General features: G+C 47.6%; 17 protein-coding genes. 4 read left to right on the top strand and 13 right to left on the bottom strand.

Features of this window, described 5'->3' with window-relative positions:
- Positions 1-47: 47 nt before the first annotated feature.
- Positions 48-2156 (bottom strand): polyphosphate kinase 1, encoded by a 2109-nt coding sequence (ppk1, locus tag Q1A08_RS18920; protein ID WP_299775824.1) that lies wholly within the window; start codon positions 2154-2156, stop codon positions 48-50.
- Positions 2157-2374: 218 nt separating this feature from the next.
- On the opposite strand from ppk1, the gene Q1A08_RS18925 reads away from it, so the two are divergent.
- Positions 2375-3052: a TVP38/TMEM64 family protein gene (locus tag Q1A08_RS18925; RefSeq protein ID WP_299775825.1), complete on the top strand. Its 678-nt coding sequence runs from the start codon at positions 2375-2377 to the stop codon at positions 3050-3052.
- Positions 3053-3082: 30 nt separating this feature from the next.
- The gene (locus tag Q1A08_RS18930; RefSeq protein WP_299775826.1) at positions 3083-4534 is read left to right on the top strand and encodes an FAD-dependent oxidoreductase; all 1452 of its coding nucleotides are present in this window, start codon (positions 3083-3085) and stop codon (positions 4532-4534) included.
- A 21-nt stretch (positions 4535-4555) separates the two neighbouring features.
- Here the strand turns inward: Q1A08_RS18930 and Q1A08_RS18935 are convergent, their stop codons facing one another.
- The 9 genes from Q1A08_RS18935 to Q1A08_RS18975 form a co-directional block, all read right to left on the bottom strand.
- Positions 4556-6535 carry an ATP-binding protein gene (locus Q1A08_RS18935; RefSeq protein ID WP_299775827.1) on the bottom strand — a complete coding sequence of 660 codons (1980 nt, stop codon included), beginning with the start codon at positions 6533-6535 and terminating at the stop codon, positions 4556-4558.
- A gap of 179 nt (positions 6536-6714) precedes the next feature.
- Positions 6715-7869, bottom strand: coding sequence for a radical SAM family heme chaperone HemW (gene hemW / locus Q1A08_RS18940; protein ID WP_299775828.1), 1155 nt, complete (start codon positions 7867-7869; stop codon positions 6715-6717).
- Positions 7866-8468 (bottom strand): RdgB/HAM1 family non-canonical purine NTP pyrophosphatase, encoded by a 603-nt coding sequence (rdgB, locus tag Q1A08_RS18945; protein ID WP_299775829.1) that lies wholly within the window; start codon positions 8466-8468, stop codon positions 7866-7868. Before rdgB ends, hemW begins: the two co-directional genes overlap by 4 nt.
- Positions 8469-8472: 4 nt before the next feature.
- Positions 8473-8925, bottom strand: a complete 453-nt coding sequence (locus Q1A08_RS18950) for a DUF4426 domain-containing protein (RefSeq protein WP_299775830.1) — start codon at positions 8923-8925, stop codon at positions 8473-8475.
- 8 nt (positions 8926-8933) lie between these two features.
- Entirely contained in the window at positions 8934-9521 is a 588-nt protein-coding gene (metW, locus tag Q1A08_RS18955; RefSeq protein ID WP_299775832.1) for a methionine biosynthesis protein MetW, read from the bottom strand.
- On the bottom strand, positions 9511-10677 hold the full coding sequence (locus Q1A08_RS18960) for a homoserine O-acetyltransferase (RefSeq protein ID WP_299775834.1): 1167 nt from the start codon (positions 10675-10677) through the stop codon (positions 9511-9513). Before Q1A08_RS18960 ends, metW begins: the two co-directional genes overlap by 11 nt.
- Positions 10678-10716: 39 nt before the next feature.
- Positions 10717-11313 (bottom strand): YggT family protein, encoded by a 597-nt coding sequence (locus tag Q1A08_RS18965; RefSeq protein ID WP_299775836.1) that lies wholly within the window; start codon positions 11311-11313, stop codon positions 10717-10719.
- A gap of 94 nt (positions 11314-11407) precedes the next feature.
- Complete coding sequence (proC, locus tag Q1A08_RS18970) at positions 11408-12232, bottom strand: pyrroline-5-carboxylate reductase (RefSeq protein ID WP_299775838.1); 825 nt, start codon at positions 12230-12232, stop codon at positions 11408-11410.
- 41 nt (positions 12233-12273) lie between these two features.
- Positions 12274-12993, bottom strand: coding sequence for a YggS family pyridoxal phosphate-dependent enzyme (locus Q1A08_RS18975; protein ID WP_299775840.1), 720 nt, complete (start codon positions 12991-12993; stop codon positions 12274-12276).
- A 241-nt stretch (positions 12994-13234) separates the two neighbouring features.
- Between Q1A08_RS18975 and Q1A08_RS18980 the strand changes: the two genes are divergently transcribed.
- Positions 13235-14269 (top strand): type IV pilus twitching motility protein PilT, encoded by a 1035-nt coding sequence (locus Q1A08_RS18980; protein WP_299775842.1) that lies wholly within the window; start codon positions 13235-13237, stop codon positions 14267-14269.
- Between the two features lie 24 nt (positions 14270-14293).
- Positions 14294-15439, top strand: a complete 1146-nt coding sequence (locus tag Q1A08_RS18985) for a PilT/PilU family type 4a pilus ATPase (protein WP_299775844.1) — start codon at positions 14294-14296, stop codon at positions 15437-15439.
- Between the two features lie 9 nt (positions 15440-15448).
- Here the strand turns inward: Q1A08_RS18985 and ruvX are convergent, their stop codons facing one another.
- The 3 genes from ruvX to Q1A08_RS19000 are packed head-to-tail and all read right to left on the bottom strand — an operon-like array spanning position 15449 to position 17344.
- Positions 15449-15877 (bottom strand): Holliday junction resolvase RuvX, encoded by a 429-nt coding sequence (gene ruvX / locus Q1A08_RS18990; protein ID WP_299775846.1) that lies wholly within the window; start codon positions 15875-15877, stop codon positions 15449-15451.
- 12 nt (positions 15878-15889) lie between these two features.
- A complete protein-coding gene (locus Q1A08_RS18995; RefSeq protein ID WP_299775848.1) occupies positions 15890-16459 on the bottom strand; it encodes a YqgE/AlgH family protein in 570 nt (189 codons plus the stop codon).
- Between the two features lie 12 nt (positions 16460-16471).
- Positions 16472-17344: an energy transducer TonB gene (locus Q1A08_RS19000; RefSeq protein WP_299775850.1), complete on the bottom strand. Its 873-nt coding sequence runs from the start codon at positions 17342-17344 to the stop codon at positions 16472-16474.
- Positions 17345-17362: the final 18 nt, after the last annotated feature.

Below are 17362 nucleotides of genomic sequence, written 5' to 3' on the forward strand. Positions count from 1 at the left end.
CGCCGGCCGTCAATTCACACAGCTTCGACCGGCCCATTTGGGTCAACTTAAAGTTGACCTAATGTCTCCAAAAGCATTTGCTGATGGGGCTTATCATCAGGACTTTGCTTTGCCTGTGGGGCAATGTAGTTACCCTCGGCATTGAGCTCCCAGCGCCCTTGGGGGCAATCCAAATAGCCTTGCAGCTCAGCAATCACACGCTTTGCTAAGTTGGATTTGGCAATTGGGAAGCAGGTTTCTACGCGGCGGTTAAGATTGCGCTCCATTAAATCGGCGCTAGCACAGTAAACCTGGGCCTTAGCATTGGCGAAGTAATAGGCTCGAGTATGCTCCAAGAAGCGGCCGATGATGGAATACACCCTAATGTTCTCAGAAATACCGGCAACGCCTGGGCGCAAGCTACACATCCCACGTATGATTAGGTCTACTTTTACCCCCGCTTGTGAGGCGCGATACAAAGCCTGAATGACTTTGGGCTCAGTGAGGCCGTTGGTTTTAAGGATGATATGGGCTTCCTTACCTTTGGCAGAGGCATCGATTTCATCATCGATTAACTTCAACAGCTGCTTCTTTAAGGTAAAGGGCGCATGTAACAAATGATTTGAGCGCTCGGTTTTGCCCATGCCGGTCAGCATCTGAAAGACCTTGTGCACATCTTCGGCTAGTTCGGGGTTGGCTGATAGCAGCGAGTAATCGGTATATAGGCGAGCATTACCGCTATGGTAATTACCAGTGCCGAGGTGAATATAGCGCTTAAGCTTATCGCCTTCCTTACGGACGATAAGCAGCATCTTGGCATGAGTTTTATAGCCCACCACACCATAAACCACGACAGCGCCGGCCTCCTGCAAGCGGCTGGCGAGTTCTAGGTTTTCTTCTTCATCAAAGCGAGCACGCAGTTCCACTACCGCAGTCACTTCTTTACCGTGACGTGCCGCTTCAATTAGCGCATCCACCATGGGGCTTTGGTCACCGGTGCGATAGAGAGTTTGCTTGATGGCAACAACATTGGGATCTTTAGCGGCTTGGCGCAGCAGGTCGACTACCGGATTGAAGGATTCAAAAGGGTGTAGCAGCAGCTGATCTTTGCTGGCCAGGGCATCAAATAAATTGTCTTTGCGGGTAAGCCCTTTGGGTAAGCCCGGAGCAAAGTCTGGGTACATCAGGTCAGGTCGATTGACCATGCCAGGCACACTCATCATGCGCTTAAGGTTTACTGGGCCATTTACACGGTATAGCTCGTCGTCACTTAGGCCAACTTCTTTTTGGAGGAAATCCACCATTTCATCGGGGCAGTTATCGGCGACTTCTAGGCGCACAGCATTACCAAAGCGGCGTGAATGCAATTCGCCACGTAGTGCTCGAGCCAAGTCTTCCACACCTTCGGTATCAACATCCAAATCTGCGTTTCGCGTAATTCGGAATTGATAGCAGCCCTTTACCTGCATGCCAGGGAAGAGCTCTTCAGCGTGCGCATGAATCATTGAAGAAAGGAAAACAAAATTATCACCGGGTTCGCAAAGCTCATCAGGGAGACGTACTAAGCGAGGCAAGGAGCGCGGTGCCGGAACAATCGCCAGGCCAGATTCACGACCAAAGGCGTCTTTACCATCTAACTCTACAATAAAGTTCAGGCTTTTATTGACTAGCCTTGGGAATGGGTGAGCGTGGTCTAGCCCAATCGGGCTTACTACCGGCAATACTTGCTTGTGAACGAAATCAGAGATCCACTCGGCCTGCGGTTCTGTCCATTGATGGCGACGCAAGAAGCGGATATTTTCCTGCTCCATTGCTGGAATCAAAATATCATTGAGTGTGTCGTACTGCAGTTGTACGGTCTCGTGACATTCTTGTGCCAGCTGATCGAGAATTTGCTGCGGCAATAAGCCATCTGGACCAGGGTTATCTCGACCCAGTTTTAGGCGTTGGTGTAAGCCGGCCACTCGAATCTCAAAAAATTCATCCAGGTTTGAACTGAATATTAGTAAAAACTTTAATCGCTCAAGCAGTGGGTGACTCTCATCCAATGCCTGTGCCAGCACTCGCTGATTAAACTTCAAATGACTCAATTCACGATTGATGTAATACTCAGCGGCACTTACATCGATGTCTTTCGAGCTGTCTGTTTGGCTCTCTTCTTTAGTATTGCTTGGCATAGGTCTTCTTTCTTAGCTTGGTCTCTGTGGCCAATGGCGCTGTAAATTAGCGTATGGAGTATAGCCTTGGGAGCGATTGTTACAATAATATGCGATGTCTGTGACACTTTTATGTGATTTAAAAAGTAGGCTAATGGTTCGATAAACTCTATGCTGACTGTTATATGTCGACAGTCAATGGCCCTTAGCACAGAGAAAAAGTATTTAAGGATTTTGAAATGGTTAAAAAGATAGCTATTTTGGCGGTATTGGCCACAGCTATTGCGGTGTTCTACCTAAACGGTGGTGCGCAGTATCTATCATTGGAGTTTTTCCAGCAGATGGTAGCTGAGAAGCCACTCGTGGCCGGTCTATTGTTCTTTCTTATCTATGTCGGAGTGACAGCAGCGTCTTTGCCAGGTGCCGCTTTAATGACATTGATTGCTGGGGCCGTTTTCGGTTTCTCTTGGGGGCTATTGCTGGTTTCGTTTGCGAGCAGTATGGGAGCAACCCTGGCTTTTTTAATTGCCCGCAGTTTATTGGGTGATTGGGTGCAGGGTAAGTTTGGCGATCAACTGCAGACGGTTAATGACGGCTTAGAGAAGGAAGGTGGTTTTTATTTGTTCACCTTGCGCCTGATTCCGGTGATTCCATTTTTTGTAATTAATTTGGTTTTTGGTTTAAGCCGAATTAAAGCCTGGACTTTCTATTGGGTTAGTCAGCTAGGAATGTTGGCAGGTACGGCAGTATTCGTAAATGCAGGCGCGCAGCTGGCAAATGTAGAAGAGCTGAGTGTCTCTGGTGTATTAACCCCTCAAATTATATTGGCCTTTGTTTTATTAGGCGCATTCCCGTGGTTGGCGAAGTTCTTACTGAAAGCCATGGGCAAGGGAAATTCCGAGCAAGAAAAATCATAAACACCAGCGCAATTAAGAGAGCTAAACAGTATGTTTTCAGGTAAAAAATACGACACTAATTTGCTGGTGATTGGTGCTGGCAGTGCCGGCTTAATCTCGGCCAATATTGCCGCGACCCTTAAGGCCAAGGTGACCTTAATCGAACGCCATAAAATGGGTGGTGATTGTTTAAATACCGGTTGTGTGCCCAGTAAAACCTTATTGCGCTCGGCTAAAATTCGCCACCTTATGAATGAATCGGAGCGCTATGGCTTAAAGGCTGCGGAAGTGGCTGTGGATTTTCCTGCCGTAATGGGACGGGTGCAATCGGTCATTAAACATATTGAGCCCAATGATTCTGTCGAGCGATACACCTCTTTGGGGGTGGATTGCGTTAGTGGTGATGCCAAGTTGATTTCACCCAATAAGGTTTTGGTAAACGGAGAAACAATTTCAGCTAGACACATTATTCTAGCAATGGGCGCAAGACCATTTATTCCTGAAATACCAGGCTTGGATTCCATAGACTATTTGACGTCGGATAATATCTGGCAGCTGGAAGAGTTACCTAAGTCAATGTTGGTTATGGGATCTGGTGCGATAGCCTGTGAGATGAGCCAGGCATTCTCCCGATTGGGCTCAGAAGTGACTATGGTGCAACGCTCTTCTTCTATTTTGAATAAAGAGGAGCCAGAAGTCGGCGAATTTATGCTGAAGGCGTTTGAACAAGAAGGCATTCAGGTAAAACTCAATAGTAAGATTGGCGAAGTAAGAAAAGCCGAGGGTGGCGGCATTGAAGTTTTCCTGCAAGATGAAAGTGGCGGGCATAGTTGGCAGTGGTACGAGCAAATTTTATTAGCGGTAGGTCGCAAAGCAAACACCGATGGCATGGGTTTAGAGGAAGTGGGTGTTGAGCTTAATGCTGACGGCACGGTAAAGGTTGATGAATACCTACGCAGTAGTCATCAAAATATTCTAGCCTGTGGAGATGTCGCTGGCCCTTATCAGTTTACCCATATGGCATCGCATCAGGCTTGGTATGCCACGGTTAACTCATTGTTTGGTTTTGTGAAAAAGTTCAAGGTCGATTATCGAATCGTGCCGAAAGCCGTTTTTACAGATCCTGAAATTGCTAGTGTTGGAAAGTTAGAATCTGAATTGAAGGCCGACGGAGTAGCTTATGAAGTCGTACATTTCCCGCTAGATGATATGGACCGCGCATTAGCTGAAGGTGAAGCCAAGGGCTTCATCAAAGTACTGCTCAAAGATGGCAGTGATAAAATTTTGGGCGTGACGATTGCGGGGGCTCATGCCGCCGAGTTAATCACCGAATTTATTCACATGATGAAAATGGGTAAAGGCCTGAATCATATTTTGGGTACTATTCACATCTACCCGAGTTTCAGCGAAGCCAATAAATATTTGGCTGGGCAGTGGAAGCGTAAACATGCGCCTCAGTGGGCACTCAAAATACTGCAGAAACTACACGCTTGGCGTCGTTGAAAATAGCCAGCTTATTGCTGGCTACTCACTATTGCTCATCTCTTGTATGCCGATACGATTAAAGAGCTCAGCGAAGGCTTTAATGGTAAGGGGTTTGCTTAGGTGATCGTTAATCCCAGCGGTGTACGCATTGTCGGTGTGTTCACCTTTTTCATGTGCCGTTATAGCGATAATCTGACAGGCTCGCAGCTCATTTTCAGATTCAAACTCCCGAATAATGTGGGTGGCTTTAATGCCATCCATAACCGGCATCTCTATGTCCATTAGAATCAAAGGAAACTTGCCAGGGTAGCGCTCGAAGAGCTCAACCGCTTCTAGACCGTTGTTGGCGATAACTGGCTCAATATTAAATTTAGCCAGGATTTTTTGGGCGACAATAATGTTGACATTGTTGTCGTCGACCAGCATCACATTTAAGCCGTCTCCAGCCTGAGGGAGGCTCGTTGTTGAACCTGACTCTGCTTTTTCTCCGTTGCTATTTTCGGGTAGAACTTCTTTTTCTTCTTCTTGCAGCTTTAATTGAAAGGTAAACCAAAAAGTAGAACCTTCTCCGGGCTCGCTCTCCACTCCAATATCACCATGAGCAATTTGAACAAGACGTTTGCAAATAGCTAGGCCTAAACCCGAGCCTCCATAACGGCGTGTAGTGCTGGTGTCGGCCTGTTTGAATGGTTCAAAAAGATTGGCGATTGAGCTTTCAGTAATGCCAATGCCTGTGTCGCTGACGGTAAAGCGGATCAATACATGTTGATCGTCTGTATTTTCAAGACGAGTCGATAATATGACTTGGCCTCTATCTGTAAATTTTACAGAGTTACTTAATAAGTTAACGATGACCTGACGTAAGCGAGTAGGATCACCAGTAACTTTGTTGGGCACAGAGGGATGTCGTACAATTCGAAAGTTTAGATCTTTCTGTTGGGCTTGGCGGGTGTAGATCTGACTGCAGTCGTCCAGCAGATCATGTAAATTGAAAGGGTAGTTTTCAAATATTACTTTATTGGCTTCGATCTTCGAGTAGTCCAGCACATCATTTAGAATATGCATCAAGGAGTCACCCGAGCGGCGCATGATGTTGACATAGTGTTGCTGAGTCTCGTCAAGCTCGGTGTCACCCAATAACTCAGTCATACCAATGATGCCATTCATCGGTGTACGAATCTCATGACTCATGGCAGCTAAGAAGAAACTTTTAGCTTGGCTAGCGCTTTCGGCTTCTTGCTGCTGTTTAATAAAATCCAGTTTTTGTTGCTGTTCATGCACTAGCTGTTGTGACATGCTGCGACGCATTTCGATATCGCGTAGTAGACTAGTTCGCATGATGTTGAAACCCCGAACTACGTTTCCAAGCTCGTCATTTTGTTCGTTTTTACGGCCCAACCGTAAAGGCTGATTCAAATTGCGAAGGGATAAATTACTGGCGTAACTAGCGATATGCGCTAGATGCCGAGTGAAGAGACTGCGAATCAAAAAGAAAATAGCCAGTGATACTAAAAGTGATTTAGTAAATTGCATCGCGATAATAAAGCGAGCGCGTTGCCATAATTTCTTGTAAACGCTATCGAGGCTAACGACTATGCTGAGATCACCAAGGTGTTGCTCGCTGGTATTAATGTCGCTGTAAACCAAAGGATAAATGCGAGTCATTTGGCGCTCGCCCATGGGTTCGGCTTTATCGGACGCTGTTATAGCGCGCGGGTGATCATCCCAATTGGTCCAGTTAACCGTCACTTGCACAACATCATTAACGTCGAGCATGCTATTAACCTGCAGGCGTAGCTGCTCCTCATCGAAATTCCACAAGCTCTTGGTGATGCTGGATAGGGTGCTGATGCGGATCTGTTCTAAACGTAAATCAAGTTCTTTTAGGTCGTCTTGAAAGGAAGAGCGCAGTTGTACAACAACCGCAATTAGCGTGATGCCCGAACTAATAAGCAAGATCCAGGCGAGCAGTCTAACGGTGAGAGAGTTTTGATTGGCGCTATTGTTGAGATCCCACATGTTAATGAGCTCACGGCTTCCCTGTTGTTAACGGCTAATGCAACGAATTTAATGTGTTATTTTTTTGATACTGCAGTTATGCATAGCTGCTACAGGTTAATCGACACAGCGATATATGCCAAGTGTTTAACAGGCGCGCCTTATAACTGCCGCCCTACTAACTTAATCAGACTGGCTGGCTAATCAGCTGGTAGAAAACGTGCAATAACATCGTTCAAAAAGCGCTGCCCCAAATCGGTGGGGCAAAGTAAGCCGTTTTCTATGCTAACTAGGCCCTCAGATTCCAGTTCTGATAATTGTGGTTTAATGGCTGAAAAGGGTAAAAAGGTACGTTGCTCAAATAGATCCAGCTCAAAGCCATCACTCAGGCGTAGCGCGTTCATCATAAACTCTAGAATCAGTTGCTCGCCCTGCACTATCTCTTCGCCAGCCGTGTAACTTCGGCCGCTGTCCAAATAATGGGCAGGCAACCGGGTTTTCCAGTGTCTGTTGACCGCTTGTTGGCGGCTTATCTTTGCATGTGCGCCAGCGCCAATGCCTAGATAATCGCCGAACTTCCAATAATTAAGGTTGTGGCGGCTTTGTTGGCCTCGGCTATAAGCCGAAATTTCGTATTGCTGGTAGCCGTGTTGAGCAAGTAACTCCTGCCCTTGAATTTGAATCTCGGCGAGCTCGTCATCTATCGGTAATAGCGGTGGGCGCTTATAGTATTCGGTATTCGGCTCGATGGTTAACTGGTACCAAGATAAATGCTCAGGCGCCAAGGCGATAGCCTGCTGTAAATCTTGCTTGGCCGACCCTACGCTTTGCTGGGGCAGGCCGTGCATAAGATCCAAGTTAACATTATCAAAGCCGGCTTTGCGAGCCATCTCCATGGCCTTGCTGGCTTGATCGGCGCTGTGAATTCTTCCCAGAGCTTTAAGTTGTTCGTCACCAAAGCTCTGCACACCTATTGAAAGGCGATTGATACCAGCTTGTCTATAGCCCGTAAAGCGTTGCTGTTCGGCAGTTCCTGGGTTGGCCTCCATGGTGATTTCGATATCTTGTTCAAAGCCCACAATTTCTTCACAAGCAGATAAGATGCGTTCAAAGGCATGAGGGCTGAACAAGCTTGGTGTGCCGCCGCCGATAAATATAGATTGCAGCGCACGGCCTTGGCTCAGGTCTTTACTTTGTTGTAAGTCTTCAATAAGGCTGTCGCAATAGCTTTGCTCTGGCAGTTCTTCTTCAGCGCGGTGTGAGTTAAAGTCGCAATAAGGGCATTTGCGAATACACCAAGGAATGTGGATGTATAAAGAAAGGGGGGGGAGCGACTCCCGTATAGGGGCGCTCACCGTTTTTCTTCCATGGCCTGCATCAGCAATGCCAACGCTTGACCGCGATGGCTAATTTTGTTTTTTAGGCTGCGATCAAGCTCGGCTGAACTGCATTGTTGCTCCTCTAGCCAAAACAAAGGGTCGTAACCGAAACCTTGTTCGCCGCGAGCTTCGTGCAAAATGCGCCCTTCCCAGCTGGCGTGGCAGATTAATGGGGTAGGATCTTTTTCGTGGCGCATATATACCAAGACACAGTGGAAGCGCGCGCTACGCTGGCTGTCATCAAGGCCAGCTAATTTTTCCAGAAGCAGAGCATTGTTTTTTTGATCGGTAGCTTCTGCACCGCTAAAGCGAGCAGAATAAATCCCTGGCGCACCTTGTAAGGCATCGACCTCTAGGCCGGAGTCGTCGGAAATTGCCGGCATGCCAGTAATAGCACAGGCATGGCGTGCTTTAATGATGGCGTTTTCAACAAAGCTTAAGCCGGTCTCGTCGGCGTCTTCTACTCCAAGTTCACGCTGGGGTTTGATATCAATCGCCAAAGGTGAAAACAGTGCTTGGAACTCTTTGAGCTTGCCCTGGTTATTGCTTGCCAGGACGATGGTATTGGATGTCATATTCTTAATCGGTATTCATTTTACGGTGGAAGCTAAAGCTATGGCTTTGCTCTGAGCCTTCAGGTGTTACATCGATATGAAAGTGCAAGACTTCTTCATTATCAAAACGTAATGGAGCCAAGTAATAGGTGGCGTTTTGCTCTTTGATTTCAATAAACTCCAGCTCGCGGGTCTGCTGAATTAAATTTTTATAGTTGCCGCTAACGGCCGCTTTGCCGCCGCGGATTTTGCCATTTTTTAGTACTGCAATATTAACTAGAGCTCGATTAGAGCCGCGCACTAAGTTATAGGCTTTGGCAATCTCAGCGGGAATAAAGCTGCTATTAAAAACACTGAAGAATATTTTGTAATCACCAAACTCTTCGTAAGGTTTGCCGAGCTCTCGGGCCTCTTGGGCGAAGCTGTTTATGCTCAAGCTGCAAAGCAATAAGGCGAATATAGATTTTATGGAAGACATGGCTCTACCTATCGTTTACGAAGATGATACATGGCAGTGATGCCAAAGAAATTAGGCAGGGCTTGTTTGATCATTCGGCCGCTACCCTGGGTGGTCACTCGACGACTGATGATTTCTATCGAGAGCTCTTGGCACAAGACTTCAAAATCCTTGAAGGTACAAAAGTGAATATTCGGTGTGTCATACCACTGGTAAGGTAGTAAATCAGAAACCGGCATGCGGCCCGAAAAAGCTAGGTGCCAGCGTGCACGCCAGTGGCCAAAATTTGGAAAGGTAACAATACATTCTTGACCAACTCGTAGCATTTCCTGCAGCACTAAATGCGGGAAGCGCATGGTTTGCAATGCCTGAGTCATGACGACGGTATCAAAACTATTATCGGCAAAGTTACCCAGGCCCTGGTCGAGGTTTTGCTCAACAACATTTACGCCTCGGGCAATACAGCGACTAATTTGTTCTGGCCCAATTTCTAGGCCGTAACCATTAACGCCTTGCTCTTGTAAGCGCTCCAAAAGCGCACCATCACCACAGGCGAGATCGAGAACTTTTTGCCCGGGCTTGATCCAAGTGCTGATGATATCTAGATCACTGCGCATTGTTAGAAACCTCCAATTGCTGGGCAATGCCTTTTAAATAATTTGAAAAGACGGTTTCGTAACGCTGATTGGGGAGCAAAAATGCATCGTGACCGGCGTCGGATTCAATCTCGGCATAACTTACGGATTTACCGGCCGCCATTAGGGCATCGGCGATTTCGCGTGAACGAGCCGGTGCAAAACGCCAGTCGCTGGTAAATGACACCACTAAGAATTTACATTGCGCGTGGCAAAAGGCTTTGACCGGGTCGTGATCATACTCGCGTGCTAAATCGAAGTAATCCAGCGCTTGGGTCATTAAGATATAGCTATTGGCATCGAAGCTGGTCGAAAACTTTTCGCCTTGATAACGAAGATAGCTTTGAATTTGAAATTCTACCGGCTCATCTTGACCTTGCTCGAAAGTTCCTGAGCGTAATTGTCGGCCGAATTTTTCACCCATGCCATCACCCGATAAATAAGTGATGTGTCCGATCATTCTGGCGACCGAAAGGCCAGCACGGGGGATGATGTCTTGTTGCTGATAGTGGCCTTCAGCAAACTCTGGGTCGCTGCATATCGCTTGGCGAGCAGTTTCATTAAAGGCAATATTCTGCGCGCTGAGCTTCATCGCTGAAGCAATAACAATGCAGTTCTTCACGCGTTCAGGATATTCCAGTGACCAGCGCATAGCCTGCATGCCGCCAAGACTGCCGCCAATGATGGCTGCCCAACATTGAATACCAAGTAGATCGGCCAAACGAGCTTGGCTGTTTACCCAGTCGCGCACTCTTAGACGAGGGAAGTCTGGTCCCCAAGGCTTTTGGGTTTCGGGGTTGATACTATTGGGGCCGGTTGAGCCATCGCAGCCGCCGATGTTATTCAGCGATACCACAAAGAACTTGCTGGTATCAATTGGCTTGCCGGGGCCAATATAAGCATCCCACCAGCCTGGTTTGCTCTCTTCATAGCTGTGGAAGCCCGCGGCATGGTGATTTCCAGATAAGGCATGGCAAATCAATATGGCATTACTGGCATCGCCGTTGAGCTCACCATAGCATTCATACATCAGCTGGTATTGCTCAAGCCTGCGGCCGGACGCTAACTCTAAAGCTTCGTTAAATTCAGCGCATTGGGGTTCTACTAAGCCAACGCTATGGTCATCAATCTCGGACATCTTCGCTATACACCAACCATTCTTATACGCCTTCTATTCTTATACACCTACTACCAGGCTTGCGATGGCGCCACCGATGCCTACTTCATAAGCTAGGCTGCTCAGTAAAATGCCTAGAATACCCAACACCAAGAAAGCGAAGATCGGGCTGATATCAAAACCACCAAGATCAGGCACTAGGCGCCGAAACGGTCGCATCATTGGGGCCAATAATTGATTCAATAACAGCACCGCAGGGTTGGGGTTATGTGGCGCTATCCAGCCTAGAATGATCGATATAAACAATCCCCATTTGTAGATGCTTAGGGTTAATCCCAGCAAGCCAACTATAGACCAGGTCAGTACGTGGAAGGGATTTAAAAAGCCCAGGCCAACAACCGCAGCACAGGCTTCAATGAGCAGCCAGTGCAACGTAATGGCAAGCACGACACAAGCCATGTCGAGCCCAAACAGCCCGGGAATTATTTTGCGCAATGGCAACAATAAAGGGTTAGTGGCCTTTACTAGAAATTGCGATACCGGGTTGTAAAAATCGGCTCTCGCAAGCTGTAGCAAAAAGCGAATCACAATCAGCGCGATATATAGGCTGCCAAGTGTTTGTAAGACATAAAGGCCAATTTCATTGAGCGCCCCCATGATGTTCTCCTCAGATAAAAGGGTCTATAAGCTTTGCTGCGAATTATAGGCTATCGTGCCTGTGCTCGCTGCTGACTTTGCGTTGATTTGCAGTTTAGCCCAGCTCTTTGGCCATCTCGCGTGCGCGATTACTGCAGGCCTGCATAGCGCCGGCAAATAAATCGCGTATGCCATTATCTTCAAAATGGGCAATCGCTTGGGCTGTGGTGCCACCAGGTGATGTCACTCGGCGGCGCAGCTCGGCAACGTCGACATCACTTTGTTGCGCTAGGGTGGCGGCCCCAAGTACGGTTTGTATGCACAATTCTGCAGAGCTATCAGCATCAAGGCCTTGGGCAATGCCCTCGGCAATCATGGCCTCCATGGCTAGGAAGAAGTAGGCCGGTCCACTGCCAGAGACGGCGATAACCGAATCGATAAGCGCCTCATCCTCTAACCATTTGACGATGCCTACAGAAGCTTGAATGTCATCAGCCAGTTGTTTTTGATCGGCACTACAGTTTTCATTGGCGTACAGGCCTGCCGCACCAACCCCTACCAGTGAGGGTGTGTTTGGCATGGAGCGCACAATGGCCAAATCTTCGCCCAGCCATTGATTCAAGCTTTGCATTGGAATACCGGCAGCCAGTGAGATGATCAACGGCTTATGCTGCAAATGGGGTTTAATTTCACTGGCCACCTGCTGCAGCATTTGCGGCTTTACGCCTAACACCACGACATCCGCAGCGCTACAGGCTTGGCAATTGTCGTTATCGGTGTGTACTGAGAACTCTTCTCGCAGAGCCTTAAGGTTTTTGTCACTTGGGGCGCAGGCGATTATTTGATCACTTGTGAAGCGGCCTTTTATCATCCCGCCAATAACAGCGCTGGACATATTGCCGGCGCCAATAAATGCGATTTTAGGTGGCTGGCTGTTCATTTTTTCTACACTTGTCCTATCGGCTTTTTCTGTATTTCTGATTAGTTGCGGGGCCCAAAAATATCGCTGCCCACTCTTAACATGGTGCTGCCGGCTGCTACAGCCGCTGCAAGATCTTGTGACATGCCCATCGATAAGGTATCTAAGCTAAGCCCGGCCTTATTAAGCTCATCTTGCAACTGCTGTAAACGCTGCAGGCTTTGAAGTTGCTCTGAATACTCTTGGCGTGGTTTTGGAATCGCCATTAAACCGCGAACCCTAAGCTTTGGTAGTTTACTTATCTCAATAGCCTGTTGCGGCAATTCCTGTGGGCTAAAGCCAGATTTGCTTTCTTCATTATCCAGATTTACCTGCAGGCAGATGTTTAGCTCTGGCTGTTGCTCGTCTCGTTGTTGGGAGAGGCGCTGTGCAATTTTTAATCTATCAACACTGTGCACCCAGCTGAAGTTCTCGGCAACAGCGCGTGTTTTATTGGATTGAATGGGGCCAATAAAGTGCCAGCAGATATTTCTGGCGGCTTGTGCTTCATTTTGGAGCAGGGCTAGCTCTTCCTGTTTTTGCAGGGCTTCTTGCAAATAGTTCTCGCCAAAATCAATCTGCCCAGCACGATAAGCCTGCAAGATATCGATCAGCGGTTTGGTTTTGCTTACAGCTAATAATTGAATATCGCTGGCTGAGCGTCCACTTTGGCTGGCAGCCTCTGTAATGCGTGATTGCACTATTTTTAAACGTTCAGCAACGGTTTGAGCGGGATCGAGCATCTTTTTGCACAAATAGGTGGAAATTAGCGGATGGGTATTTGCTTTTCTTGGGTCTCTAGGTCAAAGTTTACCGTATAGCAAAGGAAAACACCTCAACTATAATTGAGGGTGGCAGCGAGGGCGGTGCACGGTGTATGGCTTGTTCGACTGCTAAATATAAACCACCTAAATGAAGCTCGTTGGCTATTAGATGCGGGCTGCGGTGGGGGAAGACACCAGTTTAAGCTGTTTTGAGGCCATTATGGATATTACGGAGCTGTTAGCTTTTAGTTCTAAACAGGGGGCATCTGACCTCCATTTGTCGGCTGGATTGCCACCTATGATTCGTGTTGATGGCGATGTGCGCCGCATCAACCTCCCGCCGATGGAGCATAAGCAGGTTCATGGCCTGATTTATGAGATCATGAACGATAAGCAGCGTAAGGACTTTGAAGAGCATCTGGAAACGGATTTTTCATTTGAAGTGCCCGGAGTTGCTCGCTTCCGTGTGAACGCCTTTAATCAGAATCGTGGTGCCGGTGCGGTGTTCCGTACCATTCCTTCGAAAGTTTTAACTATGGAAGAGCTGGGCATGGGCCAGGTCTTCCGTGAAATCGCAGCCGTGCCTCGTGGCTTGTGCTTGGTAACAGGGCCAACTGGTTCGGGTAAGTCCACTACCTTGGCGGCGATGATCGATTACATCAATGATAATAAATACGAACATATTTTAACCATTGAAGATCCGATCGAATTCGTACACGAATCCAAAAAATGTTTGGTAAACCAACGTGAAGTGCATCGTGATACCCACAGCTTTAGTGATGCACTGCGCTCGGCTTTGCGTGAAGACCCCGACATCATCTTGGTTGGTGAGATGCGAGATCTGGAAACCATTCGCCTAGCCCTAACCGCGGCAGAAACCGGTCACTTAGTATTTGGTACCTTGCACACCACCTCCGCGGCTAAAACCATTGACCGTGTGGTTGATGTATTCCCTGCTGAAGAAAAATCCATGGTTCGATCCATGTTGTCAGAATCCTTGCAGGCGGTGATTTCTCAAACGCTAATGAAGCGTCAAGAGGGTGGCCGTGTGGCAGCGCATGAGATTATGCGTGGTACTTCGGCGATTCGAAATCTTATCCGTGAAGATAAGGTTGCCCAAATGTACTCAGCTATTCAAACCGGTGGTGCCATTGGTATGCAAACCATGGATCAATGTTTATCGGATTTAGTTGAGAAGCGTATTATTTCTCGTGAAGTGGCGCGGGAAAAAGCCCGTATGCCAGAAAACTTCTAAGCTCGTTTGGTTTAAGGAACCGATATGGAATTTGAACGCTTATTGGCGATGATGGTAGAGAAAGGGGCTTCGGATCTTTTCGTTACAGCAGGTGTTCCACCGTCAATTAAATTACACGGTAAAGTTGTACCTGTTACCACCACACCTTTGTCTCCAGAGAAAACCCGCGAAGTGGTGTTGGGGGTGATGAACGAGCAGCAGCGCCAAGAGTTTATTCAAACTCACGAGCTAAATTTTGCGATCAGTGCCCGTGGTATTGGTCGTTTTCGTGTCAGTGCTTTTTACCAGCGTAACCTAGCTGGAATGGTGCTGCGTAGAATTGAAACCATTATCCCTAAAATTGATGACCTAGGCTTGCCTGCCATTATTAAAGATTTGGCGATGGTTAAGCGTGGCTTGATTATTTATGTGGGGGCGACGGGTACCGGTAAGTCAACGTCACTTGCGGCAATGATCGGCCATCGCAATGGCAATTCAAAAGGGCACATTATTTCAATTGAAGATCCGATTGAATTTATCCACCAGCATCAGGGTTGTATTGTTACCCAGCGTGAGGTGGGGATTGATACCGATTCTTTTGAAGTCGCACTGAAAAACACCCTGCGACAAGCGCCTGACGTTATTATGATTGGTGAGGTACGAACCCGAGAAACCATGGAGCATGCAATTGCTTTCGCGGAAACCGGGCATTTATGTTTATGTACCTTGCACGCGAACAATGCTAACCAGGCTTTGGACCGTATTATCCATTTCTTCCCAGCCGATCGTCACAATCAATTGTGGATGGACTTGAGTTTAAACTTGCGCGCTATTGTCGCTCAGCAACTGATTCCTACGCCGGATGGCAATGGCCGTCGCGCTTGTTTGGAGGTGATGCTGAATTCACCTTTAGCTGCGGACATGATTCGTAAGGGTGATGTTCATGAGCTTAAAGAGCTTATGAAAAAATCCAATGAATTGGGGATGCAAACTTTTGATCAGGCTTTGTACGAGTTATATGACTCGGGTGAAATTACTTATGAAGATGCTCTGGCACACGCAGATTCGCCAAACGATTTACGTTTGATGATTAAGCTAGGCTCAGAAACCGATGCCGATTACCTTAGCAATGTGGCCAATGAGCTTTCTTTGCAGGGTGATGACAATGATGATAAAGGCCGCTTGTTCTAAGCGGCTGTTTTAGGGCTGGTCTTGCTTGGCCAGCCAGCTTTCCAAAATCAAACGAGCCGCGATTGAATCGATGGGTTGCTTGGAATAATTGCCGTACTGTCCTCTCTCACTAGCTTCTTCTTTTGCTTCAAAAGAAGATAGGCGCTCATCCATCATCTCGACTTTAATGCCAAAGCGGCCATGAATGCGGTTGCCAAACTTTCTCGCCCTTGCGCTAAGTTCGCTTTCGCTGTCATCCATATTGAGAGGCAGGCCGACCACGATTAAATCAGGTTGCCACTCTTTGAGTAGCTTGGAAATTTCATCCCAGTTAGGGGTGCCATCTTTCGCTTTGAGCGGTTTTAATTCTTGCGCAGTGCGGCTCAATAAATTGCCTTGGGCTAGACCAATGTTACGCAGGCCGTAATCAAAGGTCAGCACGGTTTTGATTGTGCTCATAGTGATTCCTGCTTAGGCGTGCCCGGCTGTTGATTGCAATGTGTCTGGGTCAAAGCCTAGTGAAGCGACCGCTTTTTGCCATTTTAGGTGGCTTGGAGTTTGAAAAAGAATCTCGCTATTGGCTGGTGCTGTTAGCCAGCTATTGCTTTGAATCTCTTCCTCCAGCTGGTCGGGCGCCCAACCGGCGTAGCCCAAGCTAATTAAAAAATGCTGTGGGCCGCTACCCTGAGCTATATGCTCCAATAATTCCAGTGAGCCTGATAAGGCGATGTCTTCGCTGATAATGTCAGATTTTGCATAAGGGCCATTATCGGTGCTGTGCAAAATAAAACCTTGCTCTTGTCTTACTGGGCCACCGTGCAAAACTTTTTGCTGCATTTCTTTGTCGCAGTCGATATCCAGCTGTTCAAGGATTTCGTCAAGCTTGGCTTCGGTTTCTTGATTCACCACTAGGCCCATTGCGCCCTCATCGTCATGGTGACACAAGTAAATCAGGCTGCGTTCAAAATTTGGATCGTTTAAGCCTGGCATGGCAATCAAGAATTGATTGGCGAGATTCATGGCTTGTTTTTGCGTTGACATGGTAGGCCTTTTTTATCGGCTGGTGCTCAAACCGGAAATTTCAAAATGCCAGGTTCGAATAATTTCTAGTTTGTCCGTTGTTTTGCGAATCTCCTGGGGGAAAGGCGCAAACGGCGAGGCTAAATAAACAATCTGCAGGGCTGCGCGATCAAGCAGTTTTTGACCCGAAGAGTGCAAGATTTCAACTTTATCGACATTGCCATTAGGTAACAGCGTTACCGCGGCGCGCAAGGTGCCGGTGATGCCGCGCTGCAGTGCTTCATCAGGGTAGTTACGGTTGCCGACAAATTCGATCTTGCTGGCCCATTTACTTAGGTATTCGGCATCAATAGAGGCGCGAGTAGCCACAGAGGTAATGCGTCGAATACGTGGGCGTTTGGCATAGGCTTGGCGCTGTCGTGCGAGCTTGGCGTGCAAGCTGGCAATCTCGGCGCTGTGTAAGAGTTCAACATTAGACTCGCCTTGGCTCTTTTCTTGGCGCTGCTGCTTATCTTGGCTACTGCTTATTTTGCGACTTTGCCCAGTGGTGGCTAAGAGCTTTTGCTGTTGCGCGGTTTGCTCGCTGCGTAGGCGCTCACTGGGAGGGGTGATATCTCTAATTTGGGTGTCGGCAATAGGTGCCTGTTTGTCGACTGTCAGCTCGCGTAATTCATCAATGCTGCCGCTAGCTTGCTGATTGTGTTGGGCGAGAAAGTCGGCTTTATCGGGGGCTTGAGAATCTTTGTGAGTCGCCAAGGTAATATTTAATGAAGCCGCAGGCTTAGGCTTCATATCAATATCAAATGTCAGGCCAAGAATAATAAGCGCGTGCACAGCCACTGCGACAAAGGCAGTAAAATACAAGCGGTCATTGCTACTTGGGCTTGGCGTGGCGGCTATAGACATTTTGCGATTATAGCAGCG

Origin of the sequence: uncultured Pseudoteredinibacter sp., assembly GCF_947500695.1 — a bacterium.
In the GTDB taxonomy this organism is placed as follows: Bacteria; Pseudomonadota; Gammaproteobacteria; order Pseudomonadales; family Cellvibrionaceae; genus Pseudoteredinibacter.